Source organism: Brevundimonas sp. FV1ye29L (genome assembly GCF_058681095.1).
Genome location: NZ_CM178730.1, coordinates 3224582 through 3247540 on the forward strand (window position 1 = coordinate 3224582; position 22959 = coordinate 3247540).

The 22959-nt window shown below is 68.0% G+C and carries 22 protein-coding genes and 1 riboswitch; of the genes, 12 read left to right on the forward strand and 10 right to left on the reverse strand.

Annotated elements, in window-relative coordinates; genetic code table 11:
* Positions 1–50: 50 nt before the first annotated feature.
* From xylB to ACW17W_RS15735, 3 genes are all read right to left on the reverse strand, one after another.
* Positions 51–809: a D-xylose 1-dehydrogenase gene (gene xylB / locus ACW17W_RS15725; RefSeq protein ID WP_492077256.1), complete on the reverse strand. Its 759-nt coding sequence runs from the start codon at positions 807–809 to the stop codon at positions 51–53.
* A complete protein-coding gene (locus tag ACW17W_RS15730) occupies positions 806–1966 on the reverse strand; it encodes a fumarylacetoacetate hydrolase family protein (protein WP_492077996.1) in 1161 nt (386 codons plus the stop codon). Before ACW17W_RS15730 ends, xylB begins: the two co-directional genes overlap by 4 nt.
* Before the next feature lie 87 nt (positions 1967–2053).
* Positions 2054–4483 carry a glycoside hydrolase family 3 N-terminal domain-containing protein gene (locus ACW17W_RS15735; RefSeq protein ID WP_492077998.1) on the reverse strand — a complete coding sequence of 810 codons (2430 nt, stop codon included), beginning with the start codon at positions 4481–4483 and terminating at the stop codon, positions 2054–2056.
* A gap of 141 nt (positions 4484–4624) precedes the next feature.
* On the opposite strand from ACW17W_RS15735, the gene ACW17W_RS15740 reads away from it, so the two are divergent.
* The gene (locus ACW17W_RS15740; RefSeq protein ID WP_492078000.1) at positions 4625–5362 is read left to right on the forward strand and encodes a FadR/GntR family transcriptional regulator; all 738 of its coding nucleotides are present in this window, start codon (positions 4625–4627) and stop codon (positions 5360–5362) included.
* A 73-nt stretch (positions 5363–5435) separates the two neighbouring features.
* Complete coding sequence (locus ACW17W_RS15745; RefSeq protein WP_492078002.1) at positions 5436–7220, forward strand: IlvD/Edd family dehydratase; 1785 nt, start codon at positions 5436–5438, stop codon at positions 7218–7220.
* Between the two features lie 71 nt (positions 7221–7291).
* Here the strand turns inward: ACW17W_RS15745 and ACW17W_RS15750 are convergent, their stop codons facing one another.
* Positions 7292–7549: a hypothetical protein gene (locus ACW17W_RS15750; RefSeq protein WP_492078004.1), complete on the reverse strand. Its 258-nt coding sequence runs from the start codon at positions 7547–7549 to the stop codon at positions 7292–7294.
* 153 nt (positions 7550–7702) lie between these two features.
* On the opposite strand from ACW17W_RS15750, the gene ccmC reads away from it, so the two are divergent.
* The 4 genes from ccmC to ACW17W_RS15770 all read left to right on the forward strand — a co-directional run bounded on the left by ccmC (position 7703) and on the right by ACW17W_RS15770 (position 9524).
* Positions 7703–8422 (forward strand): heme ABC transporter permease CcmC, encoded by a 720-nt coding sequence (gene ccmC, locus ACW17W_RS15755; RefSeq protein ID WP_492078006.1) that lies wholly within the window; start codon positions 7703–7705, stop codon positions 8420–8422.
* A gap of 11 nt (positions 8423–8433) precedes the next feature.
* Positions 8434–8598 carry a heme exporter protein CcmD gene (ccmD, locus tag ACW17W_RS15760; RefSeq protein ID WP_492078008.1) on the forward strand — a complete coding sequence of 55 codons (165 nt, stop codon included), beginning with the start codon at positions 8434–8436 and terminating at the stop codon, positions 8596–8598.
* Positions 8595–9167, forward strand: a complete 573-nt coding sequence (locus ACW17W_RS15765; protein WP_492078010.1) for a DsbE family thiol:disulfide interchange protein — start codon at positions 8595–8597, stop codon at positions 9165–9167. The genes ccmD and ACW17W_RS15765 overlap by 4 nt, the downstream gene beginning before the upstream one ends.
* A 63-nt stretch (positions 9168–9230) precedes the next feature.
* Positions 9231–9524 carry a hypothetical protein gene (locus ACW17W_RS15770; RefSeq protein ID WP_492078012.1) on the forward strand — a complete coding sequence of 98 codons (294 nt, stop codon included), beginning with the start codon at positions 9231–9233 and terminating at the stop codon, positions 9522–9524.
* A 114-nt stretch (positions 9525–9638) separates the two neighbouring features.
* On the opposite strand, the gene ACW17W_RS15775 is transcribed toward ACW17W_RS15770, so the two are convergent.
* Positions 9639–11531 carry a ribonucleoside-diphosphate reductase subunit alpha gene (locus ACW17W_RS15775; RefSeq protein WP_492078014.1) on the reverse strand — a complete coding sequence of 631 codons (1893 nt, stop codon included), beginning with the start codon at positions 11529–11531 and terminating at the stop codon, positions 9639–9641.
* Positions 11532–11841: 310 nt separating this feature from the next.
* Here ACW17W_RS15775 and ACW17W_RS15780 point away from each other — a divergent pair, with 310 nt between their 5' ends.
* Positions 11842–12606: a phosphatase PAP2 family protein gene (locus tag ACW17W_RS15780; RefSeq protein WP_492078016.1), complete on the forward strand. Its 765-nt coding sequence runs from the start codon at positions 11842–11844 to the stop codon at positions 12604–12606.
* A gap of 55 nt (positions 12607–12661) precedes the next feature.
* Positions 12662–12808: riboswitch (yybP-ykoY riboswitch) on the forward strand.
* A gap of 91 nt (positions 12809–12899) precedes the next feature.
* Positions 12900–13466 carry a TMEM165/GDT1 family protein gene (locus tag ACW17W_RS15785; protein ID WP_492078018.1) on the forward strand — a complete coding sequence of 189 codons (567 nt, stop codon included), beginning with the start codon at positions 12900–12902 and terminating at the stop codon, positions 13464–13466.
* Here the strand turns inward: ACW17W_RS15785 and ACW17W_RS15790 are convergent.
* Positions 13463–13696, reverse strand: a complete 234-nt coding sequence (locus ACW17W_RS15790; RefSeq protein WP_492078020.1) for a hypothetical protein — start codon at positions 13694–13696, stop codon at positions 13463–13465. The two genes, ACW17W_RS15785 and ACW17W_RS15790, sit on opposite strands and share 4 nt — an antisense overlap.
* A 223-nt stretch (positions 13697–13919) precedes the next feature.
* Between ACW17W_RS15790 and ACW17W_RS15795 the strand changes: the two genes are divergently transcribed.
* The 4 genes from ACW17W_RS15795 (at position 13920) to ACW17W_RS15810 (ending at position 19546) form a co-directional block, all read left to right on the forward strand.
* Positions 13920–16034 carry a response regulator gene (locus ACW17W_RS15795; protein ID WP_492078022.1) on the forward strand — a complete coding sequence of 705 codons (2115 nt, stop codon included), beginning with the start codon at positions 13920–13922 and terminating at the stop codon, positions 16032–16034.
* 187 nt (positions 16035–16221) lie between these two features.
* Complete coding sequence (locus ACW17W_RS15800; RefSeq protein ID WP_492078024.1) at positions 16222–17271, forward strand: ribonucleotide-diphosphate reductase subunit beta; 1050 nt, start codon at positions 16222–16224, stop codon at positions 17269–17271.
* A 27-nt stretch (positions 17272–17298) separates the two neighbouring features.
* Entirely contained in the window at positions 17299–18408 is a 1110-nt protein-coding gene (locus ACW17W_RS15805) for an oxidoreductase (RefSeq protein WP_492078026.1), read from the forward strand.
* A gap of 205 nt (positions 18409–18613) precedes the next feature.
* Positions 18614–19546, forward strand: coding sequence for a lipid A-modifier LpxR family protein (locus ACW17W_RS15810; RefSeq protein WP_492078028.1), 933 nt, complete (start codon positions 18614–18616; stop codon positions 19544–19546).
* A gap of 88 nt (positions 19547–19634) precedes the next feature.
* Here ACW17W_RS15810 and ACW17W_RS15815 read toward each other — a convergent pair whose 3' ends face one another.
* From ACW17W_RS15815 to ACW17W_RS15830, 4 genes are all read right to left on the reverse strand, one after another.
* A complete protein-coding gene (locus tag ACW17W_RS15815; protein ID WP_492078030.1) occupies positions 19635–20597 on the reverse strand; it encodes a magnesium transporter CorA family protein in 963 nt (320 codons plus the stop codon).
* A 52-nt stretch (positions 20598–20649) separates the two neighbouring features.
* The gene (locus ACW17W_RS15820; RefSeq protein WP_492078032.1) at positions 20650–21177 is read right to left on the reverse strand and encodes a CHAP domain-containing protein; all 528 of its coding nucleotides are present in this window, start codon (positions 21175–21177) and stop codon (positions 20650–20652) included.
* Between the two features lie 71 nt (positions 21178–21248).
* Positions 21249–22307: an acyltransferase family protein gene (locus ACW17W_RS15825; RefSeq protein ID WP_492080331.1), complete on the reverse strand. Its 1059-nt coding sequence runs from the start codon at positions 22305–22307 to the stop codon at positions 21249–21251.
* A gap of 190 nt (positions 22308–22497) precedes the next feature.
* Entirely contained in the window at positions 22498–22947 is a 450-nt protein-coding gene (locus ACW17W_RS15830) for a COG3650 family protein (protein WP_492078034.1), read from the reverse strand.
* Between the last annotated feature and the right edge of the window lie 12 nt (positions 22948–22959).

A 22959-nucleotide genomic window follows, 5' to 3' on the forward strand; every position in this document is an offset into this window, starting at 1 on the left:
CTCCCTGGCGGGCTCTCTGGCCCGTATGAATTGTTCGACGAAGGTCTGGCCTAACGCCAGCCTGCGTCCACGAAAAACTCGTGACCTGTAATCAAACGTGCATCGTCCGAGGCGAGGAACAGGGCCAGGGCCGCGACGTCCCTCGGCTCCAGCCGGCCCTTCAGGCACTGGGCCGCGACGATTTCGGCCTCGCCCTCGGGCGTGTACCATTTCATCTGGCGCGGGGTCCTGACGTTGCCCGGCACGATGCAGCTGACCCGCACGCCGTCCACGCCCAGTTCGCGCGCCAGGGCCCGCGTCATGCCCTCGATCCCCGCCTTGGCCGTCTCATAGAGCGACAGATCCGGCAGACCCAGGTGCCAGGAGATCGAGCCCAGGTTCAGGATCACCCCCTGCCCTCGCGCCTTCATCCCCGGCGCCACGGCCCGGGCGGCGAAATACAGGTGCCGCAGGTTCACATTGATCCGGTCGTCCCAGTAGGCGGGCGTGACCTCGGCCAGGGTGTGGCGGTCGTCATTGGCGGCGTTGTTGACCAGCACCTCCACGGCGCCGAAGTCGCGCTCGACGGCCGCCAGACCGTCGGTCAGCGCCGCCAGATCCATCAGGTCGCACCGGCGATAGACCGGCGCGGGGTCCAGCTCCGCCAGCCCGGCCTGCAACGCCAGCGAGTCCGCGTCGGCCACGTCGAAAAAGACCACCCTGGCGCCCTGCCGGGCAAAGGCCTCGGTCATGCCGGCGCCGATGCCGGACCCGCCGCCGGTGACGACGACGACCTTGCCCTTCAGCGACGGATAGATGGCCCCGCTCATACGACGTCTCCCAGCAGGCCGCGTCCGGCGAGATTGCGCATCAGGGCCGAAATCCCCGTCGTCCAGGGCGGGGCGCGGTCGCAGGTGGTGACCCGGTTCTCGAGCACGCCAAGGCGGGACGACGACACCTTCACCCGGTCGCCGACCTTGTGGGTGAAGCCGCCGCCGGGCGTATCCCGATCCTGGACCGGGGCGAACATGGTGCCGAGATAGAGGGCGAAACCGTCGGGATACTGGTGGTTCTCACCCGCCGCCTGTTTCGCCAGATCGAGCGGATCCCGGCTGATCAGGCTCATGGAGCTGGCGCCGGACATGACGAACCCGTCCTCGCCCCGCACCTCCAGCTCCACCGTCGCCCCGCGCACATCGTCCAGGGTGAAGCCGTCGTCGAACAGCCGGATGAACGGCCCCACGGCCGCCGCGGCGTTGTTGTCCTTGGCCTTGCCCAGCAACAGGGCCGAGCGGCCCTCGATGTCCCTCAGATTGACGTCATTGCCGAGCGCAGCGCCGACGGCCCGACCCGAGGGATCGCAGACCAGCACCATTTCCGGCTCCGGATTGTTCCAGGCCGAATCGCTCCTGACGCCGACCTCCGCGCCCCAGCCGACGGACGACAGCACCGGGGCCTTGGTGAAGATCTCCGCATCCGGGCCGATCGCCACCTCCAGATACTGCGACCACAGACCGTCGGCGATCAGGGCCTGTTTCAGGGTCGCCGCCTGTTCCGATCCGGGCTGCACGGCCCTCAGGTCGCCGCCGATCCGGTCGGACAGACGCGCCCGGATGTCGGTCGCCGCCGAGGCCACCCCCCGCGCCCGCTCCTCGATCACCCGCTCCAGCGCCGACACCGCAAACGTCACCCCCGAGGCCTTCACGCACTGCAGATCCAGCGGCGACAGCAGGGTCTCGCCGGCCGTGGACGTCCCGTCCCACGCGACAGAGAATTCCATGGCGTCCAAGGCGCCCAGATCAAGGCCCGACGCCCCCCGGAGACCGGACATGGCGCAGGCCTCCGCCGTGGTGGGCGCAAACCGGGAGATGTCGAGAACCCGCCCTTCGCGAACCAGCACGGGGGTCGGTCCTTCGCGTCTCTGGATCCGCCCCAGAAGCAGGGCGCTGCGCCAGTCGGCTGGCAGATAGGAGGTGATTTGAGTCATGGAGTCCTGGCCGGCGCAACACGTCCGGTCTTGTTTGTCAGCGCTACCGCTTTGAGATGTCCGGGTGATGGATCAAGGGGCGGACGATCAGGCCGAGACGGTCAAGGTCGCAGTCTTGAGGTCGATCGAGTTCGGGCCGGCGCTGATCGTGAAGGTACCGGGCTCCACCACCCGCTCCATATCGATATTCCAGAACGACAGGTCGCGCGGCGTCAGTTCGAACGACACCGTGGTTCGGGCGCCGGGTTCGAGGGTCACGCGTCTGAAGTGTTTCAGCTCAAGCACCGGGCGGGTGACGGAGGCATGATCGTCCCGGACGTAGAGCTGGACCACCTCGTCCCCGGCGCGCGCGCCGGTATTGGTCACATCGACGTCCACCCGGACCTTTTCGAAACGGCCGATCGTGGAGCGCGCCAGGCGGGGCGCGGACATCTCGAAGGTCGTGTACGACAGGCCGAAACCAAACGGGAACAACGGGGTCGTCTCGTCGAACAGATAGCCGCGACGCGCCGTGGGCTTGTAGTTGTAGAAGATCGGCAATTGCCCGACGGATCGCGCGATCGAAACGGGGAGTTTGCCGCCGGGATTGATCTTCCCGAACAGGGCGTCGGTGACGGCGTGGCCGGTCTCCTGACCCAGATACCAGCCCTCGATCAGGGCGTCGGCGCTCTCGGCCACGAAGTTCACCGACAGCGGCCGCCCGTTCAGCAGCACGACGATCGTCGGCTTGTTCAGGGCGAAGATCTCGCGGGCGAGGTCGTTCTGCTGGCCGATGAGCTCCAGGGAATCGCGATCGCCCAGGTGTTCGTCGGCCCAGGCTTCGCGACTGGTCTGCTCATTGTCGCCCAGGACCATGACGATGACGTCGGCGTTGCGGGCGGTGGCGACGGCTTCGCGGATCAGGCCCGCATTGACCTCGGGATCGACCAGGTCGACCCTGTCCGCACTCCACGAGCGGCTCTCCGTGATCCGGACCGCCTCGGCGTAGTCCACCGCGAACCGGCCGGCGGCATGGGCCTGGATTCCCTCAAGCACGCTGACCACATGGGCCGGCACATCGCTGTACCCGCCGATCGGCGTGTCTCGGGCGTGGGTGCCCAGCACCGCCATGCGCGAGATCTTCGACGCGTCCAGCGGAAGGACCCCGTTGGCGTTCTTGAGCAGGACCATCGCCTTGCCCGCAGCCTCGCGGGCGAGGGCGATCGCGTCCGGCGTGGCCGTCAGCGCATCGGCGCGGCGCGGGTCGACATAGGGCGTTTCGAACAGCCCGGCCTGGAACTTCATGGTCAGGACGCGACGCACCGCGTCGTCGATCGCCGCGATGTCCACCTTCCCCTGATTCACGAGGGCCGGCAGTTTGGCGTAGCCCTCGCCGTCCGGCAGTTCGACGTCCACCCCCGCATCAATGGCCCGGATTGCGGCCTCCTCGATGGTGGAGAACATCCGATGGCGCGTATTGAGCTCCCTCACCGCGAAATAGTCGGACACCACGGCGCCCTCATAGCCCCACTCCTTGCGCAGGACGTCGTGCAGGAGCCAGCGGTTGGCGTGCGAGGGCAGGCCGTCGATCTCGTTGTAGGAGGCCATGACGGCCATGACGGGGAGCTCCGTCACGGCGCGCTCGAACGGCGGGAAGAAATTCTCCCTGAGGGTCCGCTCGGAGATGTTGGCCGGCCCCACATTGGTGCCGTTCTCGGGCTGGCCGTGGCCGGTCATATGTTTGAGCGTGACGAAGACCTTGTCGGGCGCCAGGGGCAGGGTTTCACCCTGGAAGCCCCGGATCGCCGCCACCCCCATTTCGCCCACCAGATGCGGGTCCTCGCCATAGGTCTCCTCGATACGCCCCCACCGCGGGTCGCGCGCCACGTCGACGACCGGCGCGAGGGCGAGCTGGGCGCCCCGGGCGCGCATTTCCCGCGCCGCGACGCTGAACACGCGCGTCAGCAAAGACGGGTCCCAGGTGCTGGCCAGGGCGATGGACTGCGGGAAGCTCGTCGCGCCGCGAGCGACATAGCCGTGCAGGGCTTCCTCGTGCAGGATCAGCGGAATGCCGAGCCGCGTGTTCTCGACGGCCCACTTCTGGGCCGCATTGGCGTACTGGGCCGTCTCACGGCCGGTTCTGTTGACCGCATCCCCGGCCGCGCCGGCGGCGCCGTTCAGGCTGGCGTCGACGCCGCGCTTGTCCTGCGGGCGAGAAATCTGGCCCAGTCCGTGAGGGAAGGCGACGGTGGCCCTGGTCGCGTCGAAATCGCCGACGCTGTTCTGAACAAGCCCCTTGGTTTCCCAGATGCCCACCATCTGGGCGACCTTCTCCTCGAGCGTCATCCGCCGAAGGAGGTCCTCGACCCGTCTTTCCACCGGTTGCCGCGGATCGCGATACAGGGCGTCGGGGCCGGGCCGGGCCGACACCTGCGCCCGGGCGGCCACGGGAATCTGCGACATGGCGATCGTCGACACAAAACTGGCGAGCAGTGTGCGGCGGCCAAGCTTTACCTGCGTCAAGCCTTGGTCGGTCATTTCGTTTCTCCCTGGACACCCACCGGTTAGGCCCGATGATGATAGCGCTACCATAACCATACGGCTGATCCTGACGCCCGGTCAATGGTCGCCGGGCGTCAAAAATCCTGTAGAAGTCGGCCGACACCACTGGAGCTTTCCATGTCTTCCCGGACCGCCCACGTCCTGACCCGCCCCCCCTCCAGGCCTGGACGCCTGCACGGAGCCATCGCCAGAGATCTCGGAATCGCAATCGTTTCCGGACAACGCCAGCCTGGTGAAATCCTGGCCAACGAGATCGAGTTCAGCGAGCAACTGAAGGTCTCCCGCAGCGCCTATCGCGAAGCCATACGCATCCTGGCCGCCAAGGGAGTGGTCGAAAGCCGGCCCAGAACGGGCACGCGCGTGCTGCCGATGGAACGCTGGAACCTTCTGGACCCGGACGTTCTGGCCTGGTTCTTCGAGAGCGAGCCGAGCCGCAGCATGGTCGACGGCCTGTTCGAACTTCGCCTGATCATAGAGCCGGCCGCCGCCGCCCTTGCGGCCGAGCGTCGCACGACACAGCAGCTCAGCCAGATGAGACAGGCGCTGAATGACATGGAGCGACTGACACTCAAGACGGAGGCCGGCCAGTCCGCCGACAGGGACTTCCACCAGACCCTGCTGGTCGCGACCGGCAATCCGCCGCTGATCAGCCTGGCCTCGACCATCGGGGCCGGGGTGCGCTGGACCACCCACTACAAACAGCGCAAGCGCAAGCTGCCGCCGGATCCGATGCCGGAGCACTGGCGGGTCTATGATGCGGTCGCTGCTGGGGACGCGGCCGAGGCGAGGGCGGCGATGGAAGCCCTGGTCAATCACGCACTGGCCCAGATTGCGGGGGCGCTAAACAATAAATGACACCGGTGGCAGTGAGTTGCCAAGTTGAGCAGGCCTCGTTAATTGTCTGAGTATACCACCTCAGAGAATACCTATGAAAAAGCCCCTCCGCTCGCGCGCCTGGTTTGACAATCCGGAAAACCCGGACATGACGGCCCTGTATCTGGAGCGGTATCTGAACTACGGGCTGACGCTGGAGGAGCTGCGCTCGGGCAGGCCGATCATCGGCATCGCCCAGACCGGTTCGGACCTCAGCCCCTGCAACCGTCACCATATCGAACTGGCCAGACGGGTGCGCGAGGGCATCCGCGAGGCCGGCGGCATCGCCATGGAATTCCCGGTTCACCCGATCCAGGAGACCGGCAAGCGGCCGACGGCCGGGCTGGACCGCAACCTGGCCTATCTGGGTCTGGTCGAGCTGCTGTACGGCTATCCGCTGGACGGCGTGGTCCTGACCATCGGCTGCGACAAGACCACCCCCGCCTGTCTGATGGCGGCCGCGACGGTGGACATCCCGGCCATCGCCCTGTCGGTCGGGCCCATGCTGAACGGCTGGCTGAAGGGCGAGCGGATCGGCTCGGGCTCCATCATCTGGACCGCGCGCGAGATGATGGCGCGGGGCGAGCTGGACTATGAGGGCTTCATCGACCTGGTCGCCACCTCGGCGCCCTCGGTCGGCTACTGCAACACCATGGGCACGGCCACGACCATGAACTCGCTCGCCGAGGCCCTGGGCATGTCCCTGCCCGGTTCGGCCGCCATTCCCGCCCCCTATCGCGAACGGCCCCAGGCCGCCTATCTGACCGGCAGGCGGATCGTGGACATGGTCCATGAGGACCTGAAGCCCTCCGACATCCTGACCCCCGACGCCTTCCACAACGCCATTGTCGTCAACTCGGCCATCGGCGGCTCGACCAACGCCCCGGTCCACATCACCGCCCTGGCCCGCCATGTCGGCCTCGACCTGCCGTTGCAACAGTGGGAGGACGTCGGCCACGCCGTGCCCCTGCTGGTCAATCTCCAGCCCGCCGGCAAATACCTCGGCGAGGACTATTATCAGGCCGGCGGCGTCCCCGCCGTGGTCAACCAGCTGATGGGCGCGGGTCTGATCCGCGAGGACGCCCTGACCGTCAACGGCCGGACGATCGGTGAAAACTGCGCCGGCAAGGCCATCATCCTTCCCGACGTCATCCGCACCTTCGACGCCCCCCTGATGGCCGACGCCGGCTTCCTGGTGCTCAGCGGCAATCTGTTCGACGGCGCCATCATGAAGACCAGCGTCATCGCCGCCGAGTTCCGCGACCGCTATCTGTCCAACCCCGACGACCCCAATGCCTTCGAGGGTCCGGCCGTCGTCTTCGATGGTCCGGAAGACTATCACCACCGCATCGACCAGCCGGACAACGGCATCACCGAACAGTCGATCCTGTTCATGCGCGGCGCCGGCCCCATCGGCTATCCGGGGGCGGCCGAGGTGGTCAATATGCGCCCGCCCGCCCACCTGCTGGCCCGGGGCGTCACCGCCATGGCCTGTATCGGCGACGGTCGCCAGTCCGGCACCTCGGGCTCGGCCTCCATCCTGAACGCCTCGCCCGAGGCGGCGGCCGGCGGCAACCTGGCCCTGCTGAGGACCGGCGACCGGGTCCGCATCGACCTCAACGCCCGCACCGTCAACGCCGACCTGTCGGAAGCGGAGTTCGCCGAACGCCGCGCCGCCCTCGAGGCCGCCGGCGGCTTCGCCTTCCCCCCGTCACAGACCCCCTGGCAGGAAATGCAGCGCGCCGCCGTCGGCCCCCTCTCCACCGGAGCCGTCCTCGAACCCGCCGTCAAATACCACCGCATCATCGACCGCTTCGGCAATCCGAGAGACAACCACTGACGACGCGCACAGAATGAAGACCGCCCCGGGACGCCGCGCGGCCTTCGATATCCTCCGCCGCCTCGCAAGCCTCAGTTTCGCGGGCGCAGCCGTTCGGACGGGCCGCCGGTGATGCGGCAGTAGTTGTCCAGAGGCTCACGGCCGGTCGTGCGGCCGGAGGGCGTCAGGACCCCGCCCCTCGCCTCGCAATCGGCGGTCAGTCTGGCCCGTTCCTCGGCCTGACCCGGGAAGCGGGCGCCGCCCGAGGCGCAGGCGCCGAGCGTCAATCCGGCGAGAACCAGTCCGGACAGGGCCAGGTGAAGGGGGATCGGCCGTAGGGTTCGCCACATCGTCGCAACTCCTGTTCGATATCCGCCCCCCGGCGGCGGTGATCCTATGTCGAACGACGTCCAGGCGCCAGTCGGAGCCCTGGCCTGAGGGCGCCGCCCGTCCGCCGTCTTCACTCCCTTGCCGATCGGCGCCCGGGCCGGTAAGCCGCCGCCATGTTCGGTCTCGCCAATCCCGAGCGCTTCATGCGCTTCACCGGCCCCCTGGTCCCGTGGGTCTGGGGTCTGGCGGCTGTCCTGCTGGCGGCCGGAACCTGGCTGTCGTTCGCCGCACCCGGCGACTATCAGCAGGGCGACACGGTGCGGATCATGTTCGTTCATGTGCCGGCGGCCTCGCTCGGCCTGATGATCTACGCCGCCCTGGGGGTCTGCAGCTTCCTGTCCCTGGTGTTTCGCCACCCCCTGGCCGATGCCGCCGCCCGCGCCGCCGCCCTTCCCGGCGCCGCCTTTACGGCCCTGGCCCTGGCCACAGGCGCCTTGTGGGGCCGGCCGATGTGGGGAACCTGGTGGGTCTGGGACGCCCGGCTGACCTCGGTGCTGGTGCTGTTCCTGTTCTATCTCGGCTATATGGCGCTTCGCTCCGCCATCGACGATGAGACCCGGGCCGCGCGCGCCGCCGCCGTTCTGGGTCTGGTCGGACTGATCAACCTGCCGATTGTGAAATTCTCCGTCGACTGGTGGAACACCCTGCACCAGCCGGCGTCGCTGCTGCGCGCCGGCGGAACCAGCCTCGACCCGGTCTTTCTCGCCCCGTTGCTGACCATGATGGCGGCCTGGAGCGCCCTGTTTCTGGCCCTGTGGCTGACGGACATCCGCACCGAGATCCTGCGTCGTCGCATCGTCGCCCTGCGCGCGCGCGCCGCCTGGGCGGCGTAAGGGAGAGCGGGATGATCGATCTGGACATGAGCCCCTATGCCGCCTTCGTCTGGCCCGCCTGGGGCCTGACGGTTCTGGTGCTCGGCGGACTGGCGGCGCGCACCCTTCTGGCCGCCCGGCGCCGCCGGCGCGAACTGGCCGCACTCGAGGCCGAACAGAGGGCGACGGACGCATGAAGCGCTGGCTGGCGATCCTGCCGCTGGTCGTTCTGGCGGCGCTGGCGGCGCTGTTCGTGGGCTGGTCGCTCAAGCGCGACCCGACCTACCGGCCTGACGCCCTCGTCGGCCAGGCCATTCCCGAGACGGTCCTGCCGATCCTGCAGAACGGCGCGGCGGGGCCGCAGAATGTCGATCTGAAGACCGCCGGCGTCGGCCGCCCGATGATCGTCAATGTCTTCGCCAGCTGGTGCGCCCCCTGCCGGCTGGAGCATCCGAATCTTCTGGCGCTGAAGGCGCGCGGCGTCGCCGTTGTCGGCATCGCCTACAAGGACGAGCCCGAGGCGACGGCCGCCTTCCTTGAGGAGCTCGGCGACCCCTTCTCCATGGTGCTGGTCGATCATGAGGGCCGGGCGGGACTGGATCTGGGGGTGTCGGGCGTACCCGAGAGTTTCGCTGTCGACGCCATGGGCCGCATCGTCGCCAAACAGTCCGGGCCCCTGCTTGAGGACGCCGATGTCGAACGGCTGGTCGCCGCCCTTCAGACCCCGGCCCGGGCGCCGCCGACGGCCAGGCCGAGAGGCCCCTAGAGGTCGACGGCCCGAACCCCCGGCGTTAACCTTTTTGCGACAGGTTTCGTTAACCCTGTCGGCATGAGCGCCATCCGCCCCGATCTGCCGTCCCTGCCCCGCACCGGCGCGCCTGTCCGCGAGGATGCGGCGCGCCAGGCCCAGTCCGCCTTTTTCCGTGCCGCCCTCGGCGCCGCCGATGGCGCGGTCGCCCCAACCGCCCCCCGGACAGCCGCCATGGCCGGGGCCGCCGCTGCGATGACCGCCTCGCCCGTCGCGACGACGCCGCGGATCACCGCCGCACCCGCCCCACAGGTCCAGACGGCCGATCCGGAACGGCCCCTGCGCCCCGGGAGCCTGCTCGACATCCGCATCTAGGGCAAAGGCGGGCGGGTCGGACCTCGCCCGACCCGCTGGCCCGGAGCCCTGATCTGACGAAAACGGCCCGGATGCAGGCGCATCCGGGCCGGAAACCGGTGGTTCAACCTCAGCCTACTGGCAGGCCAAGCACTCGTCATAGTCGGTGCGGGCGATGTTGAAGAGGTCGGGCTGGTTGGGATCCGGCTCCTCGGCCGTCTTTTCCCCGGCGCCGGCGAAGGCCGCGCGCTGCACCGACTTGGACCGCAGATAGTAGAGCGACTTCACCCCCCGCTCCCAGGCCGACCAGTGCAGCATGTGCAGGTCCCATTTGTTGACGTCGCCGGGGATGAACAGGTTGATCGACTGGGCCTGGCAGATTTCCGGCGAGCGGTCGGCGGCCAGTTCGATGATCCAGCGCTGGTCCAGTTCGAAGGCGGTCTTGTAGATCGACTTCTCGTCCTCGGTCAGGCCGTCCAGATGCTGGATCGAGCCCTCATGCTCCAGAATCGAGTTCCAGGTCTCGTCGGTGTTCAGCCCCTTGGAGGCCAGAAGTTCCTCGAGGAAGGGGTTCTTGACCGCAAACGAGCCCGACAGGGTCTTGTGGGTATAGATGTTGGCCGGGATCGGCTCGATGCCGGCCGAGGTGCCGCCACAGATGATCGAGATCGAGGCGGTCGGGGCAATGGCCAGCTTGTGGCTGAACCGCTCCATCACGCCGCGCTCGGCGGCATCCTCGCAAGGGCCTTTTTCCTCTGCCAGCAGGCGGCTGGCCTTGTCGGCCTCGCGACGCAGATGTTTGAACAGCCGCATGTTCCACGACTTGGCCATGGCGGATTCAAAGGCCACGCCCTGCATCTGCAGGAAGGAGTGGAAGCCCATCAGGCCCAGGCCCACCGAACGCTCGCGTTTGGCCGAATAGACGGCGGCCTTCATCTCCGGCGGGGCGCGCTTGATGAAGTCTTCCAGAACATTGTCGAGGAACCGCATCAGGTCCTCGATGAAACGGGGCTCCTCGCGCCACTCGAGGAATTTCTCCGCATTGACCGACGACAGGCAGCAGACCGCGGTGCGGTCGATGCCCAGATGGTCGCGGCCCGTGTGCAGCATGATTTCCGAGCACAGGTTCGATTGTTTGACCTTCAGGCCCAGGTCGCGCTGGTGCTGCGGCATCTGCCGGTTCACCGTGTCGGAGAAGATCAGATAGGGCTCGCCCGTCTGCATCCGGATGTCGAGAATCTTGGTCCACAGGTCGCGGGCGTTGACGGTCTTCCTGACCTCGCCGGTCTTAGGCGACTTGAGCGCAAAGGTCTCGCCGGCCTTCACCGCCTCCATGAACTCGTCGGTGATGTTGATGCCGTGGTGCAGGTTCAGCGACTTGCGGTTGAAGTCGCCCGAGGTCTTGCGGATCTCGAGGAACTCCTCGATCTCGGGGTGGTAGACGTCCAGATAGACGGCGGCCGAGCCGCGGCGCAGCGACCCCTGCGAAATGGCCAGGGTCAGGGAGTCCATCACCCGGATGAAGGGGATGATGCCCGAGGTCTGGCCCGCGCCCTTGACCTTCTCGCCGATGGAGCGGACCCCGCCCCAGTAGGTGCCGATGCCGCCGCCGTTCGAGGCGAGGGAGACGTTCTCGTTCCAGACCGACTGGATGCCGTCCAGGGAATCACCGACGGCGTTGAGGAAGCAGGAGATCGGCAGGCCGCGCGCCGCCCCGCCGTTCGACAGCACGGGGGTGGAGGGCATGAACCACAATTGCGACATATAGTCGTAGACGCGCTGGGCATGGTCGTGGTCGTCGGCATAGGCCGTGGCGACGCGGGCGAACATGTCCTGATAGGACTCGCCGGCCAGCAGATAACGATCCTCGAGCGTCTTCTTTCCGAAGTCGGTCAGCAGGTCGTCGCGCGACCGGTCAAGCTCCAGCGACCGCACCACCGACAGCTGCGGACGCGCCGCCGCCTCGCCTCGACCCTCCTCGGAAAGCGAAGGAAATTCCGTGGTTTTGAACGCCTCGAGGCCAGCCATATCGTCTTCGTCCTGAACATAAGCGCAAAGGGAAACACTGTGATCGACCACAGCATCTAGTGGTCGAAGCACCCCCTTGGTCCAGATATAGGGTCAGATGGTTGATGAGGCGTCAACGGGCTTGACGATCACTTTCCAACCGAATCGCAAGGAAGACAGGGGATGGCCCTGTGGGCGAATCCCGTGACGAGGCCGCGAACGCCGCGTGACACGACGGCGAAAGGGCCTCGGGCGGCGACGGGCCGGCGATCACGATGGCGTGAATCCGGGAAGGCCGGAACGGGGCGTCAGCTTGGCCGTTAGGAGCCCCATGTCCCGTTTCAGCCCGCCCCTCTCCCACCCCCGCCTGACGCGCCTGATCCAGGCTGCGCGCACCGAGGTCGTCGCCCTCGGCGCCCTGCTCGTGCTCGGCCTCGGCGTGCTGACCTTCGTGGAGGTCGCCGACGATGTGACGGAGGCTGACGGCCAGGCCCTGGACTGGCGGATTCTGACGCTGTTGCGACCCTGGCCGGCCGACCCGGGCCGACCCTGGGGGCCATGGTGGCTGCAGGAGGCGGCAGGGGACCTGACGGCCCTGGGCGGGATCTCTGTCCTGGGCCTGTTCGCAATCATTGCGGTGACCTTCCTGATTTTGCAGCGCAAGCGGCTGTCCGCCGTCCTGCTGGTCGTCGGCCTCGCCGGGGGCGTGGCCCTCAGCGAGGGGCTGAAGGCGGTCTTCGGGCGCGAGCGACCGCCCGCCATCTATCAGGCGGTGGAGACGATCAACGCCAGCTTCCCCTCGGGTCACGCCCTGCTGTCGGCGGTCTTCTATCTGACGCTCGGCGTCATGCTGACGCGCGCCTTTCCCCAAAGACGGCTCAAGGCCTATGCCCTGGGCGTCGGCGTCCTGCTCACCGTCACGGTCGGCGTGACCCGGATCTATCTGGGCGCCCACTGGGCCTCGGACGTCTTCGCCGGATGGAGCGTGGGCGCCGCCTGGGCCATGGCCCTGTGGCTCATCTCCTGGGCCGTGGCGCGGCGCCAGCGCGCCCACGCGGGCGGTCCGCACGACGAGCCCTCCCCGGCCGAGACCTGAATCGCGAAAGATGCGAGACGTTCGCACTTGTCGGCATGTTGCGCTGCACACTAAGACTGGCGACGTCATCGGGGAGTAGCCGTCCGCACCTCAAGCGGAGCCCGCGTCAACACACTTCCTCTCCCGGAGAGGATGGCGCGGGAAGCCTTCCAGTGGCCCTCTCGTATCGCGTTCGCGATACCGTTCAGGGCGCCGGAAGGATGGCAAGACCGCTGGTATTCGCAGGGACCTTTCGCGGGGTTTCGGCTGCGAACGCCACAGGTCCATCCGCCGAGGCCCCGCGAAGACAACCTATGGACGCCTTCCTCATATCGACCGGTCTCGTCGCCATCGCCGAGATCGGGGACAAGACCATGCTGCTGGCCCTCGCCCTGGCGGCGGCATGGCGAAGACCGATGCCTATCATCCTGGGCATTCTGGTCGCCACCCTGGCCAATCACGCGTTCGCCGCCCTGGCGGGGATCCTGGCCGCCCAATACCTGGACGGACCGTGGATGAAGTGGATCATCGGCGTCGCCTTCCTGGGTTTCGCGCTCTGGGCCCTGATTCCGGACACCCTCGATGACGACGCCCCGCAGACGGCGGCGCGGACCTTCGCCGGCATTTTCTGGACCACGGCGGCCGCCTTCTTCCTGGTCGAGATGGGCGACAAGACCCAGATCGCCACAGCGGGCCTGGCGATCCGGTTCCAGAACCTGCCGCTGGTGGTGGCCGGATCGACCTTCGGCATGATGCTGGTCAATGGACCCGCGGTCCTCGTGGGAGAGGCTGCGGCCCAACGCCTGCCGCTCAGATATATCCGGTGGGCGGCGGCGGCGGCCTTTGCGGCGACCGGCCTGTGGGTGCTGGTCGCAGCCTAGGGCGAGATCGGTTCGGGCCCGGGCGCGGCCTCGTCGAAGACTTCCCCCCGGGCGGCGCCGGGCCCCTGGGCGGCGCCGGGCGGGGCATGACGTCCATCCTCCCGTTGCAACCGCGCCGCAAGCCACCAGGACGGGGGCCGGATGTCGTCGAAGTCCGGGCCGGCCCAGCCGGCGGGATCGGTCGCGATGGGGGAACTCTCGGCAGACGGTCGCTCGACAGACGCGGACATGGCCTTGACTCCCGATCGGGGCCAAACACGCCGCCCCGGAATACTGATACGCATCCCGTCAACGATCGCGCGTCGTTCGGGGTTCCGGGGGCGATCAGACAGGGGTTCCGCAGGCGACGAATACGGCGACTGTCCGGCCCGCACCGGGCGCCGGGCGGATTGCGGCGAATTTCTTAACCAGATGCACTGTAGCCTCGGCTGTTGGGCGGTCTTGGGGGGCCGAATGCACGGTCGCTGGCGACTGTTCAGACATGAGGCGGCACGCAAGTCAGGGCCCGGGCCCTGGACGTTCCTGGTCCTGTATGTCGCAGCCCTCGCCCTGGGCACCCTGTCGGCGAAGATCTTCGGCGTCGTGGTCTTCTGGCCCGCCAATGCGGTGCTGATCACCGCGCTTCTGATGCTTCGCCGCCCGCAGGCCTTCGGGGTGCTGCTGGCCGCCGTGGCGCTGAACCTGCTGAACAATCTGGTGCGCGGCGACCAGATGCCCTTCTTCCTGATCAATGTGGCCATGAACGCCGCGGAGGCTGTGCTGGCTTCGGTGATCGCCCGCCGCGTCTGTGGCGCGGCGCTGGACCTCCGGCGTCCCGGACGTCTGTGGCGCTTCGCCCTTCTGGCCGTGGCGCCCTCGGTGCTGGTCGCCGTTTGCGTCTCCGTACCCATCGCGGTTCTGCTGCGTGACTATTCGGTCACCCAGACCCTGTTCCAGGTCCAGCGCTTCTTCATGGTCGAGGCCCTGGGCGCCATGATCGTCACCCCGGCGCTGATCCTGCTGTCGCGCAGAACCCCGCCCGAGGAACGCCGGCCGGATGCGCGACGCGAGTCGGTGGTCCTGATGACCCTGCTGTTCGCGGTCACGACGGCGGTGTTTGTGCAGACGCGGGCCCCGCTGGCCTTCCTCGTCTTTCCGGTCCTGGTTCTGGCGGCGTTCCGGCTGTCGCCGTCGCAGGTGGCGGTGGCGGTCATCGGCATCGGCCTGATAGGGGGCGCCGCAACGGCCGCTGGCCGGGGCCCCCTGCCGCTGGCGCATTTGCCCGACATTCCCGCCATGTTCGGGTCCGCCCCCGGCGTGGCCAATCTGGGTCTCTACTATGTCTTCATGCTGATGGTGGTCCTCACCGCCCTCCCGGTCAGCACCATCACCAGCCAGAGGCGCCGTCTGCATGCGAGACTGCAGGCGCGGACCGCCGCCGCCAACGCCGCCCGCCGCCGCGCGGAACGGTCCGAGGCCGCCCGGTCGCGTTTCCTCGCCCTGATGAGCCACGAGATGCGCACGCCGCTGAACAGTATCGCGGGCTATGCCGAGATCATGGCGCTCCGCACCACCCTCGACGACCGTGACCGGACGGACCTGACCCAGATCCGGGGGGCGGGGGATGCCCTGCTGGCCCTCGTCGAGGATGTTCTGGAGATGTCCAGTGCGGACGACTCGCTCGATCTCGCGCCGTTAAGGCTGGATGACGTCATTGAGTCCGCCGTCGCCCCCCACCGCCTCATGGCCGGAGCCAAGGGGCTGTCGCTGACAATCGAGGTCCGGCCGGACGCCGCCGTCACCCTGACCGGAGACGCCCGCCGGCTCCGTCAGGCCCTGCAGCACCTGGTCGCAAACGCGCTCAAATTCACCGCCCGGGGTGGGGTGACCGTCCGCGCCGACCGCCTGGATGGTCAGGTGCGGATTGCGGTGACGGATACCGGCTGCGGGCTGGACCAGACCCGGGCGGCCGGCCTGTTCGGCGCCTTCGTCCAGGGCGACGATTCCACCACCCGGTGCTATGGCGGAGCGGGCATCGGTCTGGCCGTGGCCCAACGTCAGATGGGCCTCATGGGCGGGGACATCATCGTCGACAGCCGACCGGGCGAGGGCGCGACCTTTACCCTGCGCCTGCCCATGCCCGTCGCCGCCATCCCCGAGGCTGAGGCCGGACCTCAAAGGGCCGAGCCCCCCTGTGGCCCGTCGCCCCGGGTGCTGGTGGTCGACGATCACCCGGCCAACCGCGAGGTCGCCCGACTGATGCTCACCGCCATGGGCTGTCGCGTGGAACAGGCCGAAGACGGCGACGAGGCGGTCGCCCTGGCGCGGGAGGGTCTCTACGATCTGATCCTGATGGACGTGCGCATGCCGCGCGTGGATGGACTGGCGGCGACGCGCGCGATCCGGGCGCTGACAGGCGATGCGGGACTCGTCCCCATACTGGCGCTGACGGCCGACGCCATGCCGGAAGACGCGGCGCGCTGTCTCGCCGCAGGCATGGACGGACACCTGTCCAAGCCGATCTCCTTCTCTGCCCTTTCGGGATCCGTCGGAGCCGTGCTGGCCGGCCGCGGACGGGCCGCCGCCTGAACCGGCAGCGCCAGGCTCATCCCCTGAATCCTCCCCACAATTCCGGGGCATGTCTACCAGATATAGCGTTTCTGGAAAAAGTGATCGCTAAATAGGCCGGTTTCGACTTGGCGCCAGGGCATTGCGGCCGCATGGTGAGTGTCTCTCCACGGGATTCGTCCCCCGCCGTTTTCAGAGCCCCTTTCCGATGAACGCACACGCCATCATCAAGCCCGGAACCGCCGGACTTCTGACCGCCTCCGCCGCCTACAAGCCGTTCCGCTATCCGTGGGCGTTCGACATGTGGAAAAAGCAGCAACAGGTCCACTGGATGCCCGAGGAGGTGCCGCTGGGCGAGGACTGCAAGGACTGGGCGGCCAATCTGAATGACAGCGAGCGCAATCTGCTGACCCAGATTTTCCGCTTCTTCACCCAGGCCGACATCGAGGTCCAGGACAACTATATGGAGCGCTACGGCCGGGTCTTCAAACCGACCGAGGTGAAGATGATGCTGGCCGCCTTCGCCAATATGGAGACGATCCATATCGCCGCCTACGCCCTGCTGCTCGAGACCATCGGCATGCCCGAAAGCGAGTTCGGCGCCTTCATGGAATACGAGGCCATGCGCGACAAGCATGACTTCATGGGCAAGTTCGGCGTGGATACGGACGCCGACATCTGCCGCACCCTGGCCATGTTCGGCGGTTTCTCGGAGGGGCTTCAGCTGTTCGCCTCCTTCGCCATGCTGATGAACTTCCCGCGCCAGAACAAGATGAAGGGCATGGGCCAGATCGTCAGTTGGTCGGTGCGTGACGAAAGCCTGCACTGCGACGGGATCATCAAGCTCTACCACGCCTTCAACAAGGAGACGGGGGCGGTGACCAAGGCGGTCGCCGAGGACATCGTCGAATGCTGCCGCACCGTGGTCGACATGGAGGACAAGTTCATCGACCTGGCCTTCGAGATGGGCTCGGTCGACGGCATGACCCCCGAGGACATCAAGAAATACATCCGTTTCATCGCCGACTGGCGCCTGCGCCAGCTGGACCTGCCGGAGCTGTACGGCGGCTCGCGCGAGAACCCCCTGCCCTGGCTGCAGTCGCTGCTCAGCGGCGTCGAACACGCCAACTTCTTCGAGGCCCGCGCCACCGAATATTCCAAGGCGGCGACGCAGGGCTCCTGGCACGGCGCCGACGGCGTCTGGTCCGAGTTTGACAAGATGATGGCCCGCCGTGACATGAGCATGGTCGCGGGCTGAGCCCGATCCCGGGAAAAGGACTGCGCCGTGACGGATGATCTGTTCGCCTCCGTCACGGCCGCCGGCGCTTCCCCATCGCCCTCCGGACAGGGCCCCGTCCAGGTCGCCCTGATCGGCTACGGCTTTGCGGGCAAGACCTTCCACGCCCCCCTGATCCGCGCCGCGCCGGGGATGGAGCTGGCCCTCGTCGCCACCCGTCAGCCTGACGTCGTCCGCGCCGACCTTCCCGGCGTCCGCACCGCCGCCAGCCTGACCGAGGTCCTGGCCGATCCCGGCATCGAACTGGTCGTCATCGCCACCCCCGACCCCGTCCACGCCGAACAGGCGACGGCGGCGTTGAATGCGGGAAAGGCGGTGGTCGTCGACAAGCCCTTCGCCCTGGGCCACGCCGAGGCGGCGGCGGTGGTCGCCCTGGCCGGCGAGCGGGGCCTGTTCCTGTCGGTCTTCCACAACCGGCGCTGGGACGCCGACTTCCTGGCCCTGAAACGCGAGATCCAGCGCGGACGGCTGGGCCGGGTGGTCACGGTCGAGAGCCGTTTCGACCGCCACCGCCCTGTGGTCCGCGACCGCTGGCGCGAGGCCCCCGGCGCCGGCTGCTGGCTGGACCTCGGTCCGCATCTGATCGACCAGATGCTGGTCCTGTTCGGCCTGCCCGTCGGCATCAGCTGTTCCCTCGCCATCCAGCGCGACGGCGGCCGCAGCCCGGACTGGGCCCATGCGGTGCTGCGCTATGACGACGGGCTCAGGGTCGTGCTGAACGCCGCCATGGTCATGGCCGCGCCCGAGGTCCGTTTCGCCGTCCACGGAACCTCGGCCAGCTGGCTGAAGGCCGGACTGGACGTACAGGAGGATCAGCTCAAGTCCGGCATGGCCCCCGGCGCCCCCGGCTGGGGCGTGGACCCCCGCCCCGCAACCTGGGTCGACGGCGACACGGCCGCCCGCTCGGCCGCCCCAGGTCCGCCCGGCGACTATCCCGCCTACTACGCCGGGGTGGCCCGGGCCCTGCGCGGAGAAGGCGACAACCCGGTCCCTCCGGACCAGGCGCTGCGCGTCATGCAGGTGCTGGACGCCGGGGCGGAAAGCGCCCGCACCGGCAGGGAAGTGCTGTTCCCGGCGTCGTCCAGCCGCCCGGCCTGAACCGCAATCGAGCGCCGGGAACCCGATCCGCACGACGCGCATTCGAAACAGGTCTGAAAAATGTCATTTGGCGATCCGCCGGTTTCGAGTCACGGTGGGTTCCGTTAACGGACTGTGAGGGGGACCGTTGAACCGATCGGCTGATCTCTTCTGCGCCGGCCTGGCGTTGTCGGGCCTGTTTCTTTCGGGAACAGGCTCTGCAGCGATGGCTCAGTCGACGTCGGCTCAGCTCAACGCCGAATGGGCGCGGGCAGAAGAAGTGAACGCCCTGCGCGCCGCCCGCCGCCCGCCCGCCCGGGTCGCCCCCCTCCCCGAACCGGCGCCCGTCGCCTTTACATTCCCGGCGTCTGTCCCCCCCTTGGCCTCCGCAGAGGCCGCGACCTCTTCACCGCTGTTCGCCGCCACAACCCCCTATGCCGTCGTTGCGGACGAACGCGCCGCCTTCGGCCCCGCCGTCGGGTTCCGCGATACCGATCGTCCCGCGGACCGCTTTGCCGACCGCCGCCTCAGCAGTGTCGCCGCCGTTGACCGGCGCGATATCTGGCGTGAAACCGGCGCCTATGCCGACCGGCTGCGCCTGACGACACGCGGGGGCCTGCGACGGGCCGACGGAGCGCCGCTTCCGCCGACGGCGCGGGATTCCGCCGCCTTCGATGTCGACAGCTATGACGTCAGCTTTACGCGCGGCTGGCAGGCGGCGCGGGCCTATACGGCCTCGGGGCTTGAGGTCGCCCTGATCCCTCACGCCGGCATCGGGGTGGGCGACAGCGGCGGATCGGCGGAGGCCGGCGCCACCCTCAGGATCGGACCGGATTCCCTCGCCCCGAACGGCGCCGAACGATTTGGCGAGCGGGCGCGCTGGTACATCTATGCGGCCGGGGCCGGGCGCGCCGTCGGCTATAATTTCGCCCGCACGCGCGACGGCGACTACGCCCGCTCGGGCATGAGCCATGACGCCGGATCGTTCCTCGGCGACGCCTCGGTCGGGGTGGCCTACCGGCGCGGCGATATGCAGGGCTCGTTCGGCGTGGTCTATCGTGAGATCAAGGCCGACGGCCTGCGCGGCGGAGAGGGCTTCGACCGCGATGTCACCGAGGGTCTTGTCGCCTTCCAGCTGTCGATCAAGCCGGAAAGATAGCGGCCGAACAGGGACCCGGGACCAGACGGCGACATCGCCCGGTCCATCGGCGCGGACCCAGGCCCTCCCGTCCTGCCTGCGCCCCGCCCTACAGCCATCCCTTGCGTCTGAACCACGCCAGCGGCAGCAGGCCTGACACCAGCATGGCGATCAGGGCCGCCGGATAGCCCCACGCCAGCGGCAGCTCCGGCATATGCTGGAAATTCATGCCGTAGATCGAGGCGATCAGGGTCGGGGGCAGGATGGCGGCCGAGGCCACCGACACGATCTTGATGATCGACGACTGCTCGATATTGATCAGTCCCAGCGCCGCCGAGAGCTGGAAATTGATTGTCGCCGCCACGGCCTGGTTGTGGGCGATCAGGCTGGAGGCGTCGCCCGAAAGCGACTTCAGGTGGTCTCGCGCATCCGGCACGGCCTCGATCCGCTCATCCGGCGCCACATAGGCGAAGATGCGGGCCAGGCCCGACAGGCTCTGTTCGATCCGGGCGTTGGCCATATGGGCCCGACCCAGTCTGGCGATCAGCCTCTCGAAGCCGACCGTGCGGCCGGTGGCGAAGATATGCAGGGCCACGGCCTCGGCCTTGCCGGCATTGAAGGACAGGATGTCCGACGCCCTGTCGATCACCGCCTCCATCAGATGCAGGAACAGGGCCGGTCCCGAGACGCCCATCCCGGGCTCCCGCGCGATCCGCTCGAGCAGGAGGGTGAAGGGTTTCGGATCGAAATAGCGGATCGTGACCAGGGGCCCGGCGGTCAGGACAAAGGTCACCGGATCGAGGGTCGGCAGGTCCGTGTCGCCATTGTGCAGGATGTCGGCGGTGACATAGGTGGCCCCGCCTTCGCGATACAGGCGGCTGGAGGCCTCCAGTTCGGCCATCTCCTGACGGGTGGGAATCGACAGGCCCAGGACCCGTTCGACCGCGCGATCCTCCTCGGGCGTCGGGGCGACAAGGTCGATCCATAGCACGTCCGGCGTCAGGACCAGGGCCGCCGGATCTCCGGCCAGAACCTCGAAGGTCATGGCGCCGTCGCGAAACAGATGGATCACAGGATCACAGGATCACAGGCGCGCGATCACAGGTGCGGGGACCGAGCGACGATCAGCGACCGCCGCCCTGGACGGCGTCGACCGAGGCCATCTGCCGGCTGGCGGCCGCCGCGTCGCGGGCGTCCTTGTAGATGAATCCATAGGTCGGATAGACGGTCGTGCCCAGGTCGTTGATCGGGTTGTACCAGACCTTGACCTGACTCCAGTCGTTCCGGGCCGAGACGTCCACGACGGTGACGTTCTCCTCGACCTTGCCGCGGCTGCCGCCCCAGTTGGCGTGGGTGATCTGGATGGCGCGGTCGGTGATGATGTCGGACACGACGGCCACATGGCCGCGCGACATGCGGCCCTCGGGGCGGAAGACCAGAACCGAGCCGGTCTCCGGCGCCCGGCCGGTGCGGAACCGCGCCGTCGCCTGGTTCCACCAGGTCCAGGCATCGCCGAAAATCTGGATGCCCGAGAACATCCGGGCGAACGTCACACATTGCCAGTAGGGAGCGTCGGCCTGGGCAGGGGCTGAACCCAATGCGAAAAACCCGAGGGACGCGGCAACCACGGCGGCCGTGAAACGTTTTTTCATGCTGAACTGTTTCTGACTGTTACGCCCGTGACAGGCATAGCCCATACGTCCGCCCGGTTGAAGCACCGTTTTCAGGATGCCGATGGTGCGCTGCGAAGGGCGTTTTTGCGCTGCGGCGAACGCTCCGCAAGCCGGCGCAGGGCCCGCCGGGCGGGGAATTCCACCAGATGATAGGAGACGGCCGCGACCACCGGCAGGCCGGCCAGAATCGCCAGCCACACGAAAAGTTGAAGTTGCTTGTCGGGGGCGTTGGTCGCCCGGGCGGCCAGATTCACCGCCAGCAGCTGCCAGGGCACCAGCACCATATAGACCGAATAGCTGATCTCCCCGAGATAGACGGCGGGCTTAGAGGCCAGCACCCCGGCCCGGGAATTGGGCAGGGAGGCAAGCCCGAGAATCAGCAGGCCGGACAGGGCGACCAGCACGCCGTCCCACAGGCCGAGCGCCGCTGTGCCGATCAGCAACACCGCCGCTGCGGCCGAAACCAGACCCGGGAAGGGCATCGGCGCGCGGCGATAGACCAGATAGAGGGCGCAGCCATAGGCGAAACAGGGCACGATCCGCAGCGCCCCCCAGGCGATGGTCGCCTCGGTCAGATGAAAGCCCGCCAGACGGGGGAAGGCCAGATACAGGGCCGCGATCAGGACGATCGCCCCGACAATGGCGGCCAGCGGCCGGGCCCTCAGTCTCCAGGCGACGAAGGCGAAGGCCGGGAACAGCAGATAGGCGAACCATTCGGCCGAGATCGACCACGACCGGTGATTCCACGCGGCCTCGGGGGCCAGGCCCCAGGCATGGGTCATGGTCAGGTTGGCCGGAAGCGACGACCAGCCGAGGATGCCGTCGTCGACCGCCACCCCCGCCGCACCGGCCCCGAGGGCCAGAACGCCGATGCCGATCAGGGTCGCCAGATGCAGCGGATAGACCCGCGCGATCCGGGCCCACAGGAAGCCCTTGTAGCTGAAACGCCTTTCGCCTGGCCCCGCACCGGTCTGGGCCAGGTAGACGTGGCACAGGATGAAGCCGGACAGGACGAAGAACAGTTCGACCCCAAGATAGCCCTTGGCGACGACATCCGGCCTGAAGCCGACAGCCAGATGATCCCACAGGGCGTAGACCGCCACCCACATGGCGGCGAGGAAACGCAGGGAGGTCAGGGCTCTCAGATCGGTCGGCGCCCCGTTCGCATCCGTGAGGTGCGGCGCGGGGACGACGGAGGCCGGGACAGGCGCCGGGGCCAGGTTCGGTGTCTGGGTCATGGCGCGACCCTAACCCGCCCACGCTTTGGGAACCGTTAAAGCCCGGAAATTGAGCCCCGGGTCAGGGCGGCGGGGCCGCGTTCAGAAAGGCGGTCGTGGCGGCGCAGCCATTGAAAGACTGCTCGCCCAGTTCGACGCGCGCCGTCAGCGGATACGTCCGGTCGCTCATTCCATCCGAACATTCCGTGGCGATCAGGGTCAGGACCAGCAGGGCGCCCGTCGACGTTTCGGTGTGATAGACGGCCGTGGTGCCCTGGACCGCCGGGCCCGGATTGACAGCGGTCAGCACCGGCTGGTCGACCCCGCTCCAGCTGAGGGTCTGCGGCGTGATGTCCAGCCCCCAGAACGGCTCCGTGCCCAGGGCCCGCAGCGGCTGGTTCAGGTCGATCCCGCCCAGAACGACGCCCGCCGGGGCGTCGGCCGGCGGCTCCGTGGCCTCCGTGGTTCCCTGCGAACAGGCGCCGAGGCCCAGCAGGGCGGTCACAGCGAGGCGGGTGACGATCGAACGCATGACGGCTCCTGA